Annotated in this window: 19 protein-coding genes and 1 tRNA gene; 8 read left to right on the top strand and 12 right to left on the bottom strand. The window is 64.0% G+C overall.

Going from position 1 to position 18339, the window contains the following annotated elements:
* Positions 1 to 75 precede the first annotated feature (75 nt).
* The 3 genes from rsgA to QRM57_RS10610 form a co-directional block, all read right to left on the bottom strand.
* Entirely contained in the window at positions 76 to 1239 is a 1164-nt protein-coding gene (gene rsgA / locus QRM57_RS10620; protein ID WP_284986537.1) for a ribosome small subunit-dependent GTPase A, read from the bottom strand.
* 217 nt (positions 1240 to 1456) lie between these two features.
* A complete protein-coding gene (locus QRM57_RS10615) occupies positions 1457 to 1909 on the bottom strand; it encodes an NUDIX hydrolase (RefSeq protein WP_257371198.1) in 453 nt (150 codons plus the stop codon).
* A gap of 36 nt (positions 1910 to 1945) precedes the next feature.
* On the bottom strand, positions 1946 to 3742 hold the full coding sequence (locus QRM57_RS10610; protein WP_284986536.1) for a glycoside hydrolase family 35 protein: 1797 nt from the start codon (positions 3740 to 3742) through the stop codon (positions 1946 to 1948).
* Between the two features lie 50 nt (positions 3743 to 3792).
* Here QRM57_RS10610 and QRM57_RS10605 point away from each other — a divergent pair, with 50 nt between their 5' ends.
* Positions 3793 to 4824, top strand: coding sequence for a pirin family protein (locus QRM57_RS10605; RefSeq protein WP_284986535.1), 1032 nt, complete (start codon positions 3793 to 3795; stop codon positions 4822 to 4824).
* Positions 4825 to 4826: 2 nt separating this feature from the next.
* Here the strand turns inward: QRM57_RS10605 and QRM57_RS10600 are convergent, their stop codons facing one another.
* The gene (locus QRM57_RS10600) at positions 4827 to 5762 is read right to left on the bottom strand and encodes an N-acetylglucosamine kinase (RefSeq protein ID WP_284986534.1); all 936 of its coding nucleotides are present in this window, start codon (positions 5760 to 5762) and stop codon (positions 4827 to 4829) included.
* A 41-nt stretch (positions 5763 to 5803) separates the two neighbouring features.
* On the opposite strand from QRM57_RS10600, the gene QRM57_RS10595 reads away from it, so the two are divergent.
* Positions 5804 to 6847 (top strand): nitronate monooxygenase, encoded by a 1044-nt coding sequence (locus QRM57_RS10595; protein WP_284986533.1) that lies wholly within the window; start codon positions 5804 to 5806, stop codon positions 6845 to 6847.
* On the opposite strand, the gene QRM57_RS10590 is transcribed toward QRM57_RS10595, so the two are convergent.
* On the bottom strand, positions 6822 to 7796 hold the full coding sequence (locus QRM57_RS10590) for a LysR family transcriptional regulator (RefSeq protein ID WP_284986532.1): 975 nt from the start codon (positions 7794 to 7796) through the stop codon (positions 6822 to 6824). The genes QRM57_RS10595 and QRM57_RS10590 overlap by 26 nt on opposite strands.
* A gap of 117 nt (positions 7797 to 7913) precedes the next feature.
* Between QRM57_RS10590 and QRM57_RS10585 the strand changes: the two genes are divergently transcribed.
* On the top strand, positions 7914 to 9122 hold the full coding sequence (locus tag QRM57_RS10585; protein WP_502868641.1) for an MFS transporter: 1209 nt from the start codon (positions 7914 to 7916) through the stop codon (positions 9120 to 9122).
* Between the two features lie 57 nt (positions 9123 to 9179).
* A complete protein-coding gene (locus QRM57_RS10580; protein WP_257371205.1) occupies positions 9180 to 9686 on the top strand; it encodes an Lrp/AsnC family transcriptional regulator in 507 nt (168 codons plus the stop codon).
* A gap of 10 nt (positions 9687 to 9696) precedes the next feature.
* On the opposite strand, the gene QRM57_RS10575 is transcribed toward QRM57_RS10580, so the two are convergent.
* The gene (locus QRM57_RS10575) at positions 9697 to 10932 is read right to left on the bottom strand and encodes an MFS transporter (protein WP_284986530.1); all 1236 of its coding nucleotides are present in this window, start codon (positions 10930 to 10932) and stop codon (positions 9697 to 9699) included.
* A 190-nt stretch (positions 10933 to 11122) separates the two neighbouring features.
* Here QRM57_RS10575 and QRM57_RS10570 point away from each other — a divergent pair, with 190 nt between their 5' ends.
* From QRM57_RS10570 to zapE, 4 genes are read left to right on the top strand one after another with little or no spacing between them, the layout of a single operon-like run.
* Positions 11123 to 11629, top strand: coding sequence for an Lrp/AsnC family transcriptional regulator (locus tag QRM57_RS10570; protein WP_374111552.1), 507 nt, complete (start codon positions 11123 to 11125; stop codon positions 11627 to 11629).
* A 10-nt stretch (positions 11630 to 11639) separates the two neighbouring features.
* Positions 11640 to 12065: a DUF1761 domain-containing protein gene (locus QRM57_RS10565; protein ID WP_284986529.1), complete on the top strand. Its 426-nt coding sequence runs from the start codon at positions 11640 to 11642 to the stop codon at positions 12063 to 12065.
* Positions 12066 to 12075: 10 nt separating this feature from the next.
* A complete protein-coding gene (corA, locus tag QRM57_RS10560; RefSeq protein WP_284986528.1) occupies positions 12076 to 13071 on the top strand; it encodes a magnesium/cobalt transporter CorA in 996 nt (331 codons plus the stop codon).
* Positions 13062 to 14216 (top strand): cell division protein ZapE, encoded by a 1155-nt coding sequence (gene zapE, locus QRM57_RS10555; protein ID WP_284986526.1) that lies wholly within the window; start codon positions 13062 to 13064, stop codon positions 14214 to 14216. Before corA ends, zapE begins: the two co-directional genes overlap by 10 nt.
* A gap of 53 nt (positions 14217 to 14269) precedes the next feature.
* On the opposite strand, the gene crcB is transcribed toward zapE, so the two are convergent.
* From crcB to QRM57_RS10525, 6 genes are all read right to left on the bottom strand, one after another.
* Positions 14270 to 14635, bottom strand: coding sequence for a fluoride efflux transporter CrcB (gene crcB, locus QRM57_RS10550; protein ID WP_257371208.1), 366 nt, complete (start codon positions 14633 to 14635; stop codon positions 14270 to 14272).
* Positions 14632 to 15075 (bottom strand): fluoride efflux transporter FluC, encoded by a 444-nt coding sequence (locus tag QRM57_RS10545; RefSeq protein ID WP_284986525.1) that lies wholly within the window; start codon positions 15073 to 15075, stop codon positions 14632 to 14634. Before QRM57_RS10545 ends, crcB begins: the two co-directional genes overlap by 4 nt.
* The gene (locus QRM57_RS10540; protein WP_257371210.1) at positions 15062 to 15586 is read right to left on the bottom strand and encodes a universal stress protein; all 525 of its coding nucleotides are present in this window, start codon (positions 15584 to 15586) and stop codon (positions 15062 to 15064) included. Before QRM57_RS10540 ends, QRM57_RS10545 begins: the two co-directional genes overlap by 14 nt.
* A gap of 60 nt (positions 15587 to 15646) precedes the next feature.
* Positions 15647 to 17353: an ABC1 kinase family protein gene (locus QRM57_RS10535; RefSeq protein WP_284986524.1), complete on the bottom strand. Its 1707-nt coding sequence runs from the start codon at positions 17351 to 17353 to the stop codon at positions 15647 to 15649.
* Between the two features lie 5 nt (positions 17354 to 17358).
* Complete coding sequence (locus QRM57_RS10530; RefSeq protein WP_235517017.1) at positions 17359 to 17901, bottom strand: PadR family transcriptional regulator; 543 nt, start codon at positions 17899 to 17901, stop codon at positions 17359 to 17361.
* Between the two features lie 348 nt (positions 17902 to 18249).
* Positions 18250 to 18322: transfer RNA gene (locus tag QRM57_RS10525), tRNA-Ala, on the bottom strand.
* Between the last annotated feature and the right edge of the window lie 17 nt (positions 18323 to 18339).

The following is an 18339-nucleotide window of genomic DNA, read 5'->3' as shown; positions in this document are numbered from 1 at the left end:
AATCTTCACCCAGCGTAGCCAGCGGCACCGACGATTGTCAGCGCCGCCACGGATTCCGTAATGAATCGGCAATGTTCAACGTCTGCGCCGTTTGCCTCCCTTCGCTGCGCGTTCTTCAGCTTGATCGTGCCTGTGGCGCTCAGCGGCACGCTGACCCCTGTCCGCAGTCATGACCTTTTGGTGCCATTCCCGCTGGTAGGCACGGCGTGCTGCTGCGTCGTGTTTCCTGGTGAGGGCGGCCAGTTCGCGCTGAAGTTTCAGGTAGCTGGCCCAACGCCTGGGGTCGAGGGACTCGTCGGCGAGCGCCTCCTGAACGGCGCACCCTGGCTCTGCCTGGTGGGCGCAGTCGGCGAAACGGCACTGTGCGAAGAGCTCGTCAAGGTCCCCGAACATCTCGTCCATGCCGTCATCCGCGTCGAAGAGCCCGAAACCGCGAACGCCCGGGGTGTCCATCAGCACGGCGCCACCGGCCAATGGCACCAACTCCCGGGACGTTGTGGTGTGTTTTCCTTTGCCGTCTCCGGCCCGCACGGCTCCGGTCTGCTGGACCTCCCGTCCGGCGAGTGCATTGATGAGGGTTGATTTACCGGCGCCGGAGGGGCCTAGCAGGACCAGCGTTGCACCCCCCGGGATGTGCCGAATCAGTTCATCGAGACCGTCGCCCTGCTCGGCGGAGGTGGTGACCACCTCCACACCGGCTGCCTGGAGGATCACCTCCCCCACTACGTCATCTGCCAGGTGGGCAAGGTCCGCTTTGGTGATGACCACCAGCGGCGTGGCGCCCGCGTCCCAGGCGGCAACAAGGGTCCGTTCCAGGCGGTTGTGGGTCAGCGGACGGTCCACGGGAACCACCACTGCCACAATGTCGATGTTGGACCCCAGGATCTGCTCCTCGGAGGAAGCCTCGAAGGCGCGCTTGCGGCTCAGTGCCGATTGCCGGGGCAGGACCTCGACGACGGCTGGCTCGCCTGCGCTGTTGTGGCCAAGCCACACCCAGTCCCCCGTGGCTGGAACCACGCCGTGCGCCGGGTAGGGCAGGTGGAGGAGACCGTCATGTGATGCCACGAGGACGCGGTTCCGGTCGAGACGAACCACGCGGCCGGGCGTGGCCCGCGCATCAGGAGCCGTGTTTGCGCGGAAGAGTTCCGCAGTACTGGCGGTATAGCCATAGTCGATCGGCCCGCGCAGTTGCTGGGTAGAACTGTTTGAAGGGTTGCTTGAAGAAGCGAAAGTAGTCAATGGAAACCTCTGCTGAGGCCCGGCTGCCCTAGTTTTGGCAGGCTGATGCCGGGACAGGAATGGTGGGGTGATGACGGTGCGCTGCAACTGTGTGCGGGGCGCGCAAGATTACGGCAATCATCAAAATCCACCTCCTCGGCATCTGGAACCGGCTACTGAAAACCGGCAACGAAGTTCAGCGTAGCCAACAGCCGCCGCTTTTGGCTAGGCCTGCCTGCTAGTTGAGCTTCCCGTTCTCGGGTCGCTCACGGTGCAGGCGCAGGGCTGTGTCCACCAGCGCGACCCTGTTCAGCTTCCCGACGTCTTCCAAGGGGATCCAAGCCGCATGCGTGGTGCTTCCATCCACCTCATGGGTGAGCTCGCCTCCCACCACGGTGGCTTCATAGACCAAGCGAAGCGCCTCGAAGTCCGTCACGGTCCCATCGGGCCGGGTTTCGTCCTGCCAGTGGCCCACGTCGATGCCCAGCATCCGTTCGATCTTCGCCTCATAACCGGTCTCTTCAAAGACTTCCCGCCGGCATCCGTCCACCGGATGTTCCGCAAAGTCCAGTCCCCCGCCGGGAAGTGTCCACCCTTCCTTATCGTCCTGTTTCCAGTAAGCAAGCAGGATTCGTCCATCCCTGACGATCACGGCGTAGGCGGCTGGGCGGGTATCGAACTGCAGGGTCATGGTGCCAGCATATGTGCCGCTCCGCGGGTCTTACTGCTAGGAAAGCTCCGCAGCGGAAATAGGCCCGGCTTCTTCCGGGCCGAGGTCTGGCTTTTCGCGAAGCTCGACGACGGTCCCCGCCGTGCCCAGTTCAAGTACCTTGATCGTGTTGCGGCCGGCTTTGACCAAGGGGGCCGGGGCGTAAAGGGTGCTTTGAGGGCCTCTTTCCCAGTACCGTCCGAGCAGGAAGCCATTGAGCCAGACGAAGCCTTTGCCGGAATCAGGCAGCGCAATATAGGTATCGGCGGGCTCCGTGACGTCGAAGTCGGCCCCAACCAGGCCCTCCAGGTCTTCTTCCTTCCACTCTGCCAGCGCAATGGGCGTCTGCGTCCAGTGGAAGGTGTAGCGCTGGTTGATCAGCACGCCACCCAGGATGCCTTTCCCGTGTCCGGTCAGGGGGCCGTAGTTGATGCGGCCAAGGTTCTCAACGAGGATCTCGAGCTTGGCCTGCACGCCACGTCCGGTGACAACGAGCCCCTCAGCACCAGTGACATCATCCAGGACCCCGGCGAAGTCGCCGTCCACCCACACATAGGCCCGATCGTTCAGCCCATCGATTTTCAGGCGGCTTTCCGTGGGGGCATCGGCGCGTCCGGGAAGGATGGCTTCGGAGGCGTAGAGGACCATTCCGGCGTCGAGCCCCAATTGCTCGAAGCTGAGGGGCTTGACGCTGCTGGTGGGCTTACCGGCAGTCCGGAGCAACTCCAACAGGTCCGGAGCGTCCGGCAAGGCCAACGAGCGTGCGGGGATCACCGGAGCTTCGGCGAGCAGTTCTGCGGGGATCTCCGGCAGGTCCTCAATGCCTTGGGCGCGGTAGAACTCACCCCGGAAAGCGTGGAATTTGGCGGTCAAGGCACCGTTTTCAGCGATGGGTGCGTCCGAGTCGTAGCTGGTGACTGTCGGCTGCAGCATGGTGCCGTCGTGGTTGCTGCCGGACCACAGGCCAAAATTGGTCCCACCATGGGCCATGTAGACGCAGAGCGAGCCGCCAAGGTCGAGCATTTTCCGGGCTTCCAACGCCGCATCCCCGGCATCCCTGCGGTGGTGGTGTTCACCCCAGTGATCGAACCAGCCGCCCCAGAATTCGACATTGAAGAACGGCTCGTCGGGCCTGCGGCGCTGCCAGGTTGCCACCGCTTCGTCACCCCGGCTCCCCAGGGTTGCCGTCGCCCAGGTTCCCTCCACTGAGCCGCCGTCGAGGAAGTAGTCGGTGCCGCCGTCGGCGGTGAAAAGCAGTTCGGTGATCCCGCGCGCTTCAAGGACACGCCGGTTCCAGCGGATGTATTCGTGGTCGTCGCCGTAGCTGCCGTACTCGTTCTCGATCTGCACGGCAACGACGGGACCGCCCGCGGATGCCTGGCGCGGAGTGATGATGGGGAGGAGGTGGTCGAACCATTCCTCGATTGCTGCGGTAAAGACCGGGTCCATACACCGGAGGCCGATGCCGGGTGTGCCAGTCAGCCAAGCAGGAAAGCCGCCGTTGTCCCATTCCGCGCAAATGTAGGGGCCCGGGCGGACAATCACGTCCAGGCCCTCCTTTGCAGCGAGGTCGATGAACCGCCCCAGGTCACGCCAGCCGGTGAAGTCCGGGGCCTGATCCTGCCGGGGCTGGTGGAAGTTCCACGCGACATAGGTGTCCACCGTGTTGGCGCCCATGGCCTTGAGCCGACGCAGCCGGTCCTGCCACAGCTCCGGGTGGACCCGGAAGTAGTGGATGGCTCCGGCGAGGATGCGGTACGGTTCACCCGAACGGTAAAGGACAGCGTCGTGGTAGCTCAAGAGGGCGTTGTTCACGTGGAACAGATTAGCTCAATTTCCAACATTTATGCACAGGTGATGAACACATGACCAATCTTGATACTTCCCCGGCACAGGAAGTTTGCCCCGCTGCACCAGGGGGGCAAGGTCCATGCGTTCAGCTGTGGCCCGAGCGGGAAGTTCCCCTGGGTGGCGTCCGCGCCATGAACGTCATGCGCACCCTGCCCCAGCGCGGGCTGCCAACTGTCGGAGCCTGGTGCTTCCTGGACAGCTTCGGGCCCGATCGGGTGGCCATGAGCGTGCTTCCCCACCCGCACTGCGGGCTCCAAACCGTTACCTGGCCACTGGAAGGTGCCGTCCGGCACCGCGACAGTGTCGGCAGCGATGTGGTGGTGCGTCCGGGCGAGCTGAACATCATGACAGCAGGCCACGGTATATCGCACTCGGAATTCTCCGTCCTCCCTGCAAACACGGACTCAGGTCCTAGCTCCCTGGTGGCCGAGATCCCCATGTCCCGGGGGCTGCAACTCTGGGTTGCCCTTCCTGACGAGCACCGCCACCGGGCACCCTCCTTCGAGCAGGTCCGTGATCTTCCGGTAGCTGCCGGACCTGGCTACACCGCAACCGTCATGGTGGGAGAGTTCGCCGGACAGCGCTCCCCGGCCACCATGTTCAGCCCTATCGTCGGTGCCGACATCGTTGGCACGGGACTTCTTGAGCTGCCACTCCGCCCGGACTTTGAACACGCTGTGCTCGTGTTGGATGGCGGCGTGGTTATCGACGGACAAGTCATCGGAGCCGGCCCCCTGGCCTACCTCGGCGCCGGCCGGGCCACCCTGTCCGTGGATGCCCAGCCTGAGACCCGCTTCATGCTCCTTGGCGGCGAACCGTTCGGCGAAGACCTCCTGATGTGGTGGAACTTCGTAGGACGGACTCATGAGGAAGTGGAAAAGGCCCGCGAGGAATGGGAAGCCGAAGGGCTGCTCGACGACGACGCTGCCGCCACCTCGCGCTTTGGCTTCGTCCACGGCCACGGGCCCGACGCCGGCCCCGAAGCCGGACGAATCCCGGCTCCCCCGCTTCCCGGAGTCAAACTCCGGCCACGCACCCGCGGCTGAGTTTAGCCGCGCTGCTCGGCCACAAGCCGGGGAACCCCGAACACCGGATCCTGCTGCAGGATCCGGACGTCCACAATGCCGGCGTCGGCCAACCTGGCTTTGAAGGCATCCTGGAGCTTAGGAACGTTCATGCCCAGTCCGCTGCCCAGGATCACAGGCCCGTCCAGGCCGAGTTGGCGAATGGCTTGTTCGGCGAGGTCGGCGAGGTCGGCACCGGCCTGCTGCACCAGTGCAAGGCTGACGCCGTCTCCGGCGTCGGCTGCTTCCACCACCAACCGGGCCTGCTGCGCCCAAAAACGGCGTCCCGTGTCCGGCGAATGGAAGAGGGCGATCAACTTACCGGGTTCCTCCACGCCGCAGGACTCCAACAGGGCACGGCTGAGCTGATCCGGCTCCAGGCCCTGGTTCATCCGGCGGAGGCTGTGGCGGACAGCTTCGCGGCCCAGCCAGTACCCGCTGCCTTCGTCGCCCAGGAGGTAGCCCCAGCCACCCGCCCGGGCCTCTTCGCCGGCGTCGTTCCTCCCCCATGCCGCCGAGCCGGTGCCGGCGATGACGGCCACACCAGTGCTCGCACCACCAGCTGCCAACAGCAGCCGCGAATCGTGGACCACCGTGATCCGGGCCCCGGGTGCGTGCGGGGCAATCAGGTCTGCGAGCGCCTGGGCGTCTTCGTCAGTGTCTATGCCACCCGCTCCTGCGTAGACCTCCTCGACAACCCCTCCGCCGATGCTGCCAAAGAGTTCGGCGAGGTTGGCTGCCGCCTGCTCGCGGGTTACGTTCTGGACATTCGAGCTGCCCGCACTCGCATCCCGTACAGGCATGCCGTTCTCGAACCGCACGCCGCGGGTTTTCGTCCCACCGATATCGAGCCCAATGACGGTGCCACTCAGGACTTCCTCACGGGCAGGGGAATGTTGGGAAGAGTCAAGATTGTTCACCGTGAAAGACTAGCTTGGAGCGTCCTGAGGAGGAACAGCACATGCCTGGATCCATGTTTGGCACCCCGTTCATCGCAGCCCCTATGGCTGGCGGAACATCAACCCCGGCCTTACTGCGGGCTGTCCAGGAGGGCGGGGGCATCGGTTTCCTTGCCGCCGGCTACAAGAGCCCTGAGTCCATGGTCGGGGAGATCGCGGCGGCACGGAACCTCAACATCCGGTTCGGCATGAACGTTTTTGTACCCAACCCGGACCAGCTCCCACCCAATGCCGAAGCGGTGGCACGCCTCGAGCAATACCGGCGTGAGCTGGAGCCCGAAGCTGCCCGCTATGGTGTGGCCCTGCCGGAGCTGCGACTCGATGACGACGACGCGTGGCAGGACAAGATCGACGCCCTGCTTGCCGATCCGGTGGAACTGGTGAGCTTTGCTTTTGGCCTGCCCGGAAAAGCGGTTGTCCGTGCGCTGCAAAAGGCCGGCACCACGGTCATCTCCAGCGTGACCAACGTCCGGGAGGCCCTCGCCGCCGCGGAAGAAGGCCCGGATGCCATCGTGGTGCAGCACGGGTCCGCTGGCGCCCACAGCGCAGCTTTCCTCCCGCACGCCAACGAACCAGCCGATGCACCGGAAGCCCGGACGACGGCGGAGCTGGTCGCCCGGGTGCGAGCCGCCGTCGGACTTCCGCTGATAGCGGCAGGTGCGGTCATGGACACCGCGACGCTTCGCGAGGTGTTGGCGGCCGGGGCGGAAGCCGCGCAGATCGGCACGGCCCTGGTCCGGACAGACGAAAGTGGCGCCAGGCAGGTGCATAAAGATGCCTTGGGCGATCCGGCGTTCACGGCCACGGCTTTGACCCGGGCATTCACGGGACGCACGGCGCGTTCGCTGGTCAATGAGTTCGTTCGCGATCACGCTGACGCGCCGGAGGGCTACCCTGCCATTCACCACCTCACCTCACCGGTACGCGCGGCTTCGTCGGCCGCCGGGGATCCGCACCGCCTGAACCTGTGGGCGGGTACCGGGTGGCGGCAGTCGCGCACAGGTTCGGCAACGGACGTGGTCAGGGAGTTCCTGAACGGGCTCTGACAAGTTCGGCCAGCAGGCCGCCGCCCTCGGTAACCACCATTTCGCGGAACAGCCGGACGGCGTCGGGTTCAAAGCTCCGTTCCCGCCATGCCAGGCCGATTTGCCTGAAAGCGAGTCCGGACTCGATGGCTACTTCAACGAGTCCAAGTTCAGCTTCCGGAAGGAACTGTCCGGTTCCTGAGCCGGGCCCTGCAGGCGGGAGGATGCCGAAGCCCAGGCCTGCGGAAATCAGTCCGCGTGCGGTAGTGGATTCCTGGACTTCGAAGGCGATCCGGGGGCGGAAGCCAGCCTCCCGGAACAGTTCCTCGCCCAGTGCCCTGAGCCCAACACCGGTGGGCAGGGTGACGTAAGGCTCGTGCCGGAGTTCGGAAAGGCGCACGCTGGGCCGCCCTGCCAGCGGGTGGCGGTAGTGCAGGACAGCCCGCAGCGGTTCACGGTAGAGCGGGAGGGACCGGATGCCCTTGCCATCGGGCGCAATAGGGGCGATCAACGCGAAGTCGGTTTCCCCCGCTGCGAGTTCCTGCAGGCAGTCGTCCCGTGGACCCTGCCTGAGTTCGAAGACGGCCTGGGGATGGCGCCCGCGGAAGGCGCTGATGAGCAGCGGCAGGGTGGCTTCCCCGAACGTGTGTTGGAAGGAGACGCCAATGCGCCCCCGCACTACGTCAGATTCATGCCTCACCCGGTCCAGCCCGGCCTGGAAGTCCTCCAGGGCATCTTCGATGTAGGGCAACAATGTCCTGGCTGCGGGAGTGAGGCGGATGCCCCTGCCATCCCGGATCAGCAAATCCATGCCAATAATCGCACTGGCCCTTGCCACGGCCCGGCTGACTGTGGACTGGGGCACCCCAAGCAACTCGGCTGTCTCGGTCATGTGCTCGGTACGGCCAAGTTGCGCGAGGACAGGCAGGAGCGGGAGAAGCTGGATGAGCTGATGGTGATCGGGTTCCATGGCGCTCCTTGGCGTGGCCAATGATTCATGCCGTATTGCATGAATCATAGCTAACCTATGCATTGGATCATGAAGATGCCTGAAGCCTACTGTTGCCCGGTGAGTAAAACGAAGGTCATGGGAAACACGCAATCGTGGGACGGGCATGCCAAAGGCTCCTCCGGATACCGTCGCGTCCTGGCTGCCTTGGCCCTTGCCGGGGTGGCGACGTTCGCCCAGCTCTACTCCACGCAGGCCGTCCTCCCGCTCATGGCAAGCGACCTTCACATCACAGCGGCTGAGGCGGCACTGAGCATCTCCCTGGCAACCGTAGGACTGGCCGCCACGGTTTTGCCGTGGTCGTTTGTGGCAGACCGGATAGGCCGGGTACGGGCCATGGCCATCGGCATCGCCGCAGCCACCCTGCTCGGCTTGTTGGTTCCGCTTGCCCCCACCCTCCCCCTGCTGTTGGGTATCCGGACGCTGGAGGGCATGGCCTTGGGCGGCATTCCGGCCATCGCCATCGCCTACCTCAACGAGGAAGTCACCAAGATCCATACCGCCCTCGCAGCGGGCAGCTACGTCGCGGGAACCACCCTGGGTGGGCTCGCCGGCCGGCTGGTTGCTGGTCCTGTCGGCGAATTGTGGGGCTGGCGCGCCGCGGCCTTGGCCGTCTCCCTGCTCGCCACCGTCTCAGCCGTGCTTTTCCTGGTACTCGTCCCCAGGCAACGCCGGTTCAGCCCCTCTCCAGCCATGGGATTCCGGGGAGCGGTCAGGACCTTGGGCGGACATTCCCGCAATCCCAAACTCCTGGCGCTGTATTTGCAGGCCTTCTTGCTGATGGGCGGATTCGTGGCCGTCTACAACTACCTGGGATTCCGCCTCCACGCTGAACCATTTGAACTCCCGACCACCGTGGTGAGCCTCATCTTCCTGGCTTACCTTTCAGGCACCGTCAGTTCACGATGGGCCGCCGGCCTGACTACCAGGTTCGGCCGACGCAACGTCCTCGTAACCGGGATCGCCGTCATGTCCGCAGGCCTGGCCCTGACCCTGACGGAGAACCTCGCAGCCACGCTGGCCGGCCTGGTGATCTTCACAGGAGGCTTCTTCGCGGCGCACAGCGTCGGCTCGGGATGGACCGGCGCCATTGCCACCACGGGCCGCGCCCAGGCAGCATCCCTGTACAACCTCTCCTACTACCTGGGCTCGAGCATCATCGGCTGGGCTGGCGGCCTGGCCTTTCAGGCCTACGGGTGGCCCGCTTTGGCATGGTCTGTCATGGCACTTTCGTGCACGACGGCGGTTGTCACCTTGGCGGTACACCGCCGGAGGTCCCACGCCTGATAGTCAGCTGAAGATTTCACGGTCTAGGATGAATGACAGGCAATTTCAGGAGGATCCGTGAGCAACCCCACGAAGAATGTTCGGTCAACCACGGCCAGCACTGAGCCCTTGGACTCGATCGACGAACGGATCCTGGCGGCGTTGGTGGAAGATGCGCGGATCTCCAACAAGCAACTGGCTGAGCTCGTCGGAATCGCCCCGTCCACGGCTTTGATGCGGACGCGGGCACTGTCGGAGCGGGGCATCATCGAAGGCTTCGAGGCGGTCCTGAGCTTGCCGGCCATCGGGCGCTCGGTCCAGGCCCTGATTGCTGTTCGGCTCCGTGCCCACGACCGCGACCAAATCGACCGTTTCACGGCACGCGTTCCCAAGCTTCCCGCGGTCATCTCCACGTTCCACACCACTGGCTCGGTGGACTACCTCCTGCATATCGCAGTGGCCAACACCGATGATCTCCGCAATTGGCTCCTGGACAATCTCGCCACCGATCCCGTGGTGGGACACACGGAGACCACCATGGTGTTCCAGCACATTCCGGGAAACCGCGGACCGCTCCCGGAATAGCTGCGATCTGTCAGGCCCGCAGGGCGCTCCGAAGAGACACCGCCGCCAAGGCCAATGCCGCCACTCCGCAGAGGACCGTAAAACCCACGACGGCGGCCTGCAGCCCGAGGGACGAGACCGCCAGTCCCAGCCCAATCACCGGAACGGCGCTGCCCAAGTACGTGATCACGTAGACCGTGCTGATGACCTTTGCATGACGTGCCGCTTCGACCTTTCCGGCCACCTCATTGAAGACCTGGCGGAAAGCAATGCCTTGGCCCGCTCCTGCCGTAATGCTCGCAGCCACGAGGAGCCACGGACTCGACCACGCAGCCGCTGCTCCCACCAGGACCACCGAGACACCCAGGACGGCCAACGCAACGGGGACCACGAATCGTCCACGGGTCCCCAGGAGTTGGCTCAGGGCCGAGGCCCCCAGAGTGACACCCGCCAGGGCTCCTATCAACGGCCGCGAATCGGCGTGTACCACCGTGGCGAAATATCCCGGCGCCAGGGACAAGCAAAAGCCGAACACCGCAAAGCTCAGGAATCCGGTGGCCGCTGCCATCCAGAAGGCACCGCGCGCATCCTTGGAAATGGACGGCTTCCTGGGGGCAAGGACCTTCAATGGCCTGGGCCCTTCTGCCGGCGCGATGGCCGGCCTGGCCTTAAGCAACCACAGGGGTATGAGGGCGGCCAGCAGCACTGCGGAGTGCAGGTAATAGGGCGTACGCGTGGGGTCCGGCAGGAGCGACAACAGTCCGCCGATTGCCGGGCCTGCCGCTACGCCGCCGGCCGAGGAGAGCAGAGTGAAACGTGACGCCCAGTCCGGCCTTTGGGGCAGCAATTCCCGGAGTGCAGCGGAGCTCGCACCGGTGGCCAGACCCACGGCCACGCCCTGGAGTGCCCGGCCCATGGACAACGTCACCAGGCTGTCTGCGTTGGCGAAGATCATGCCGCCCACCAAACCCACCAACACAGCCAGGACCAGCGCAGCACGCCGTCCGATGTGGTCCGACCAGTGACCGGCCACCATGAGGACCGCAACCAACGCCAGGACGTAGCTTGAGAAGGCGATGGTCACGTCCAGGGAGGACAGACCGATCCTGGCCTGAAGCAGCGGGTACAAGGGCGTGGCGAGGTTGGCGCCAACCAGCAGTGTGAAGATCACAACCCCGGCAAGGACCAGCCGGGCGGTGGTGGAGGCATCCCAGCCCCAGCGTGCGGCGGTGGCCGGACGCATGCGGAGTTCGCTCAAGACAGTCATTTCCATGCCTTCGGGCTCGGTGGCCGGGCTGGGGCGTCCTTGTGGGAGAACCAGCACGACTGAACAGTGATGGCAATAGAATGCAATAGAGCTGCGCTCAAAGAAGCAAACAAGTACAAGAATTGATCAAGAGGCTCAAAGTGTAGCCGTCAGAGTGAGCTGGAGTGACCATTTGAACAGTCTTGACCCCATGGACCTGAAAATCCTGCTGGAACTCATCCGGGACCCCCGCATCCAGGTCGCCGAACTGAGCGAAGCGCTGGGCATAGCCCGTAATACTGCGCAGAGCCGGATCAAGCGGCTTCTACGCTCCGGAGTCCTGCAGGCAGCAGGCCGTGAAGTGGACCTCGAAAAGGTGGGGTACGACGTCGTCGCTTTCGTCACGATCGAAGTCACCCACCGTGAACTGGATGGCGTCATCGGGGCGTTGCGCCTGATACCGCAGGTGCTCGAAGTCCACGAAATCTCCGGCCGCGGTGATCTCTGGTGCAGGGTGGTTGCGACGGACACCCACAACCTCCAATCCGCCCTGCGCGCCGTCCTTCGCACCAAGGGAGTGATCAGGACCGAAACGGTCCTGGCGCTGCACACGCATATTCCCTACCGGACCGAGCCACTGATCGGAAGGATGGCTGCAGCTCCAACACGCGGCAAGTCCGAAGGGCAGAGCCCCGGAGCGGCGGCCCGGGCCGACTAGGATTTCTTGCATGGATTGGCTCTCAAACATCTCCCAGATCAATTGGCTCGCCGTGCTTTTGGCATTCGTTTCAAGCATGGTGATCGGCTTTGTCTGGTACATGCCAGCCGTTCTTGGAGGACGGTGGATGCAGGCAATTGGCAAGACCGAAGACGATCTCAAGAACATTGAGGGCGGCGCCGGCATCTGGGTCCCCATGATGGTTGCAGCAGCCGTCACAAGCATCCTGCTGGCCATCCTCATCAGCGCGCTGGGACTGAACACATTCCTTGCGGGTGGCTTCTTCGCCCTGGTCATTGCCTTGGTTTTCCGCTCCGGCGGGCACGTTATCCATAACGGATTCGCAGGACGCCCCACGGCAGTGACGTTGATCGATTCGGGCCACGACCTGGTGGCCATGACTGTCGCCGGGGCCATCATCGGGGCCATGCAGTAGCGTTCAACCAGTGACCATTATCGACAATGCCGTATATGTAGACGGCGTACGCACTGCCACCCCCAACAGCCTGGAGCAGACTTTCGAAACCCTTTCGGTGCACGGGGGCATGGCCTGGATCGGCTTGTACCGGCCAACACAGGAGGAAATGGCGGCGGTTGCCGCTGAGTTCGGCCTCCACGAACTGGCAGTGGAAGACGCTGTCTCGGCGCATCAGAGGCCCAAGCTGGAGCGCTACGACCACAGCCTGTTCACGGTGCTGCGCCCCGCCCGCTACCTGGACGAGACCGAGACCGTGGAATTCGGCGAACTCCATGTCTTCACCGGTCCGAACTTCGTGGTCACCATCCGGCATGCTGAAACGGGAGGAGTGGCCCGCGTCCGCAAGCGTTTGGAAGAACGCCCCGATCTGCTGCGGCACGGTCCGGAAGCCGTGCTGTATGCGCTCGTGGACCAGGTGGTGGACGATTATGCGCCCGTGATCGCCGGGCTGGAAAACGACATCGACGAGATCGAAGACCAACTTTTCAGCGGCGACAGTTCGGTCTCGCGCCGGATCTACGAACTCTCGCGGGAAGTTATCCAGTTCCAGCGGGCCATCCATCCCCTCCCGGAAATGATGGACCTCCTGAAAAGGGGCTTCGAAAAATACGGTGTGGACATCGAGTTGCAGCGTTCCCTGCGGGATGTCGAGGACCATGCACAACGGGTCATTTCCCGTGCGAATTCGTTCCGGGACATCCTCCAGAACGCACTCACCCTGGACGGAACGCTCACGGCGAACCGCCAGAACGAGGCCAGTGCCGCACAAAACGAGCAGGTCAAGAAGATCTCCTCCTGGGCGGCCATCCTCTTCGCCCCGTCCTTCGTGGCAGGCGTCTACGGGATGAACTTCGACAATATGCCCGAGCTGCACTGGGAGTACGGGTATCCGCTGGCAATTGGCCTCATGTTCGGCGCCGCCCTGCTTATGTACCTCATCTTCAAGCGCAAAGGATGGCTGTGACACCAACCCTGGGGATCGGTCCGGCGGTACGTTCCGCCCGCCTCGCCATGGTTGACGACATAGCGGACGACGCCGGCCGCTCCGGTTTCGAGCTCGAGTACAGCCAGCGCCAAGCAGCCGAGCGGTTGGCGGCTTTTGGCGCCCAACTGACCGGCCGCCGTCGTGCGCTGTCCCGAAAGGTGCCACGAAGCCTCTACCTTCACGGCCCTGTGGGCCGCGGCAAGACCTGGCTGATGGACAGCTTCTACGCCAGGTTGCCGGTAAGGAAGCGGCGGGTGCATTTCCACGATTTCTTCCGCTCGCTCCATGCCGGCACGCATGGACCTGCTGCGGGTAACGGAACCATGATCCAGAAGTCCGTTGATGCGCTGCTGGCTGACATCGATGTGCTCTTTTTTGACGAGTTCCATGTCCATGATGTCGGAGACGGCATGTTCATCGCCCGCCTCCTGCGGGATGCGGCCAAACGACGCATTCCCTTGGTGGTGACCTCAAACTACGCTCCGGACGACCTCCTGCCCAACCCCTTGTGGCACGAGCACTTCGTGCCCACCATCCAGGCCATCAAAGACATGATGGACATCGTGGAGATCTCCGGCGCGTTGGATTACCGGCGTGTACCTGCAGGCGCCGACTCCCCCGAGAACCCCTCGGAAGGGTTCCGGTCCGGCCGCATCATTACGCCCGGGACGCCCGCGCAACTGGGTCGCCTTGGCCTCTTCACACCTGCCCCTATCCAGAGCCGCGTTTTGACCCCCACCACGCATCCGATCGTCGTCAGGAATTCCGATCCGGATCTGCTCTGGGTGGGCTTTGACGAACTGTGCGGAGGGCTGACGTCGCCCGCGGACTACCTTGCCCTGGCTGACAGCTACGCCACGTGGGTGATCGACGATGTTCCCTCACCAGCAGGAAACCACCCTGCGCTGGCGCCCGCCTGGCAGCGGTTCAGCAACGTAGTAGACGTGCTCCACGATCAGGACATCACACTGTTCCTGGTAGGCAAGGGTCCCTTGGACTGGGACGGCGCCGGTTCCGGAAGCGTTATGCCGGTGGATCTGGCACGTATCGCGAGCCGCCTGTCCCTGCTGACCCGATGCGAATCAGCCAAGCCACTCGAACGCGAGGAGTCCGCCGGAAGCTGAACTTCCGGCGGCCGTCCTGATGGCCGGATGCCTGGGGGGCGCCGCCAGCGGGGTCAAAGAACAGCGATCCACACGCCGGTTGCAGCGGCCAGAACGCTGGCGGCCATTGTTCCCAGCCCGTTGACCAGCGCCAAACCCGTTCGACCGCTTTGGACCAGGCGAATGGTCTCAAGGCTGGCAGTACTGAACGTGGTGTAGCCACCCAGGAAGCCTGTGCCGGCGATCAGCAGCAGCGACTCGGGCGCCTGCCCACGCATGACAAGTCCTGCTAGGAAGCCCAGCAACAACGAACCGGAAACGTTGATCACAATGGTGCCCCACGGCAACGCGGTCCGGAAGCGTGCACGGACGAGTCCATCCACGACGAATCGGGCCGCCGCGCCCAGTCCGCCTGCGAGTGCCAGAAGGACAACTGTCATGGCGTCCGGCCTTTGACGAGCCTGTGCTGCCACGAACCCAACCAGATACCTGCCGTGGTAGCGGCAGCACCGCCCACGAGGCTGGCGGCAAGATAACCCATGGCTGCGGGTGCCGTTCCCGCTGCGAACAAGTGCACAGCGTCCACTGCCAGGGTGCTGTACGTGGTGTAGGCGCCCAGGAACCCCGTGCCCAAGGCGAGCCTGAGGACCCGGCGGCTTCCGGCGTCGGGCCCCCTGCGTGACAATCCTTCGAGCAGTGCACCGAGCGCCAAAGCGCCGGTCAGGTTGATCACCAGGGTGGCAAGAGGCCACCCCCCTGGCGCCGGAACGACCAAACCAAGGCCGTAACGCGCCAGCGCTCCCAGGACCCCGCCTCCAGCCACCGTTCCAATGAACCGCCAATGAAGGTGGACCGGTCGCTTGGCCTCAGTTGTCGTCATCGTCGGCCGGAACCCTGGGATTTACCGGGACAACCAGCACGGGACGGTCCTGACGGTGGCTTAGATGGCGGGCCACGGATCCGGAGGTCATTTCCTTGAGTGCGGCCGCCAGCGTATGGTCCCGGGTGCCCACCACGATCATGGACGCGTCCAGTGCATGGGCTTCGCGGGCCAGCGCGTGTGCGGGCTCCCCAGCCAGTGGCACCAGAGACCATTCGACGCCCGCCCCAGCGAGTTGGGCGGTCAACGATGCCTTGAGCGAGCGCGGAATGGCCTCGGAATCCTCATCAACACCGTCAGGATCTATCGGCGCCCAGGGACCCCCGGCGGTGCCATCAACCGGATAGACCGTAGCGTCAGCGTAAGCGCACACCAAAGGCCGTCCCAGAAGGGCCGACATGCGGGCAGCCTGTTCAACCACGACCGGGTGTTGACCGGGCATGACGCCCACCAGGATCGGGCCGGCCAGGCTGCCGGGTTCCGGCGGGAGGCGTTCGGGAATGTCAGTCACACGGCAAGTCTAAGACGCGCTTCCAGGCGCACCTGCAACGCCTTGCCCATTCCGCGCCCATCATCGACGGCGACCGGCCCACCAGCCGGCAAGCAGCGGCAGCAGCGAGCCGATCATCAGTACGGTACCCAGAGCAGGGTCGGTTGGCCGAAGGACGGCGCCCGCAATCAGGACGGCCCCAAAGACCACTGCGCCCACAGCCCTGTGAGCCAGTCGAATGAGGCGGGCCACTTGCCGTTCCAGCCGTCGGCTGGAAATCTGCAGCGTGCCGTCCTCGATCTGCGTGATCACGCCATCCAGGCGTTTGGGCAACCGCAGGGCTACCACCGCGGCATCCATCGCCTGGGCCGCCACATCCTTGGCGAGCCCACCGCGCTCATCACGGATCAACTGTGCCGCGTAAGGCTCCACCGAATCCCAAAGATTGAACCGGCTATCCAGCGAACTGCAAACGCCCGAGGTGAGGGACATGGCCCGGATGATGAGCAGGAAATTCTCCGGCAACTGAAAGGGCAGCGACCGGACCACCGTGCCGAACTCGGCACCAAAGTCACGGAACTCGCGTGGATCCACGTCCCGCAGTTCGGCAAAGCCCATCCCGCCAAACCTGTCGAAGAGCTGCGACATGGCCCGTTCAAGCTCAGGTTTGTCAGCCGAAGGCATCAGCACTCCGACGTCGCCGATGGCGTTCACCAGCCCCTTGCCATCACGGGATGCGGCCGCAATCAGGAGTTTGCGCAGGCCACTTCGAGTCCCCGGGGCCACCTCGCCCATCATGCCGAAATCGATGAACGTCAGCCGCCATGGATGTTCAGCCTGGCCTTTCGTTGGAGTGACGAAAATATTGCCCGGATGAGGATCTGCGTGGAAGAAACCGTTGGTGAAAAGCTGGTCAAACATGACGGAGGCGAAAACCGGCGCGACCTCGGCAGGGTCAATGCCGGCTTCCCGCAACGCCTCGGCGTCGGTGATTTTGATGGCCGTGACGTCTTCAAGGGTGAGTACGCGCCTGGTTGTCCGCTCCCAGACGACGGCGGGCACCGTCACCCGCGCATCGTCGGCGAAATCAGCAGCGAATCGTTCTGAGTTCGCCGCCTCGTTCAAATAGTCGATTTCCTCGAGGCTGGTCTTCTCGAACTCTTTGATCAGGGCCGCCACATCGGCCCGGTCAGACACGAGGCGGATGCGGCTCAGCCAGCCTCCGACCCTGCGCAAGGCGGCCAGGTCGACGTCGACAATTGCTTGGATGCCCGGGCGCTGAACCTTGAACACCACGCTGCTGAGTCCGGTGTCAGCGGCATTAGCGGGCAGAAGCTGTGCCCGGTGCGCCTGGCCGAGGGAGGCCGCGGCGATGGGCACTTCCTCGATCGAAGCAAAAACTGCCCCCAAGGGCGCGCCCAGTTCGGCCTCGGCAAGGGAACGGATCGCGGGGAAAGGCACCGCAGGCACCTCATCCTGCAGCCCTTCCAATTCGGCAGTGATCTCCGGCGGAAGGACATCAAGGCGCGAAGACATGAACTGCCCCACCTTGATCATCAGGCCCCCAAGCTCAACCGCCAGGTCATGGAACCGTCGGGCGAAGGAGCGCATCCTGCGGGCCCGGTTCCGCTCCGCCACCCAACGCAGCCCCACCCGCGGCAGTAAGAGCTCAAACCACCACGTGACGGAAAGGTGCCAAGCGGCGAAACGCAGGATTCGGCGATAGCGGGCACGGGTATTACCCCCGCCCGGTACTGGATCTGCCCGATCGCGCCGAACCGACGTCACCCCTGTCAATCCTGGGCGAGGATGGAATAGAGCCGGCGTCGTGCCTCTTCGAGCACGGTAACAGCTTCCTGCACCTGCTTGGGCGTCCCGGTGCGGCCCACCTGCGCCGCCGCTTGCGCAAGCGCCATTCCGGCTTTGGGAAGGGCCCCGAACCCTGGGCCCGCACCAGTACCCGACGACTCCCACGGCGCGGACGTTTCAGACTCAGCCAGGTACTCCCGACCGGCCTCCGTCAGGGAATGGATCTTGCGTCCGTTGGATTCCTCCGAGCTGATGAACCCTTCGTCCGCCAGCAGTTGCAGGGTGGGATAGACGGACCCGGCGCTTGGCTTCCAGCTCCCCTTGCTGCGCTCATCGATTTCACGGATGATCTGGTAGCCGTGCATGGGACGCTCTGCCAGCAGTGCTAGGACAGCCGTGCGGAGTTCGCCCCGCCCTGCCCTGGTTCCGGACCGTTTCTCAAACCGGGAACGAAACTCGTCAACGGCCTGCCACATGCCGTCAAAACTGTTGCCCATAAATCCGCCTGCGGGGAATGAATCCTGCATCTTGCCCACCTCAATACGTTGCGAACGATACTGAACGATAGTTAACGATATGCCGCAGACCGGGCGCAGACAATGGGGTTATCTTATCGAATGCGGCCGAGGCGGTCAGAACGATTTGAGGCGGTTGGCCGCCAACTGAAGCGCGGGTGATGCCCAGCCTGTTCCCAACCTCCGCGACGGTTAATCCGTCCATCTTCTGCATACACTAAGCCCTCCGGGCGTAGGGCTGAGTGTCAATGGCTGGGCGCAGATTATGGCGTTAGGAGAAGCGTCAACCGTCCGACCTACCGCAGCTCTCAGGCGGTTCAAGCTTTGCCGTTCCCACTCAGGAAATCGGACCGCACATTGTGGAGCTAAGGAGATTCGAACTCCTGACCTCTTCGATGCGAACGAAGCGCTCTACCAACTGAGCTATAGCCCCTGGGTCCGGCTTGATGC

It is taken from the genome of Arthrobacter sp. fls2-241-R2A-172 (assembly GCF_030208885.1).
Lineage (GTDB): Bacteria > Actinomycetota > Actinomycetes > Actinomycetales > Micrococcaceae > Arthrobacter.
The sequence above is the reverse complement of the archived record's forward strand: the minus strand, read 5'-3'. Positions and strand labels throughout refer to the sequence as shown.

Coding starts and splice junctions, on each gene's coding strand:
- QRM57_RS10615 (WP_257371198.1), bottom strand. CDS start 1,909: ATGACCCTGCAGTTCGATACCCGCCCAGCCGCCTACGCCGTGATCGTC.
- crcB (WP_257371208.1), bottom strand. CDS start 14,635: ATGACAGTTGTCCTTCTGGCACTCGCAGGCGGACTGGGCGCGGCGGCC.
- QRM57_RS10545 (WP_284986525.1), bottom strand. CDS start 15,075: ATGACGACAACTGAGGCCAAGCGACCGGTCCACCTTCATTGGCGGTTC.
- QRM57_RS10565 (WP_284986529.1), top strand. CDS start 11,640: ATGGATTGGCTCTCAAACATCTCCCAGATCAATTGGCTCGCCGTGCTT.
- QRM57_RS10575 (WP_284986530.1), bottom strand. CDS start 10,932: ATGACTGTCTTGAGCGAACTCCGCATGCGTCCGGCCACCGCCGCACGC.
- QRM57_RS10530 (WP_235517017.1), bottom strand. CDS start 17,901: ATGCAGGATTCATTCCCCGCAGGCGGATTTATGGGCAACAGTTTTGAC.
- QRM57_RS10605 (WP_284986535.1), top strand. CDS start 3,793: ATGACCAATCTTGATACTTCCCCGGCACAGGAAGTTTGCCCCGCTGCA.
- QRM57_RS10595 (WP_284986533.1), top strand. CDS start 5,804: ATGCCTGGATCCATGTTTGGCACCCCGTTCATCGCAGCCCCTATGGCT.
- QRM57_RS10570 (WP_374111552.1), top strand. CDS start 11,123: ATGGACCTGAAAATCCTGCTGGAACTCATCCGGGACCCCCGCATCCAG.
- QRM57_RS10590 (WP_284986532.1), bottom strand. CDS start 7,796: ATGGAACCCGATCACCATCAGCTCATCCAGCTTCTCCCGCTCCTGCCT.
- zapE (WP_284986526.1), top strand. CDS start 13,062: ATGGCTGTGACACCAACCCTGGGGATCGGTCCGGCGGTACGTTCCGCC.
- QRM57_RS10585 (WP_502868641.1), top strand. CDS start 7,914: ATGGGAAACACGCAATCGTGGGACGGGCATGCCAAAGGCTCCTCCGGA.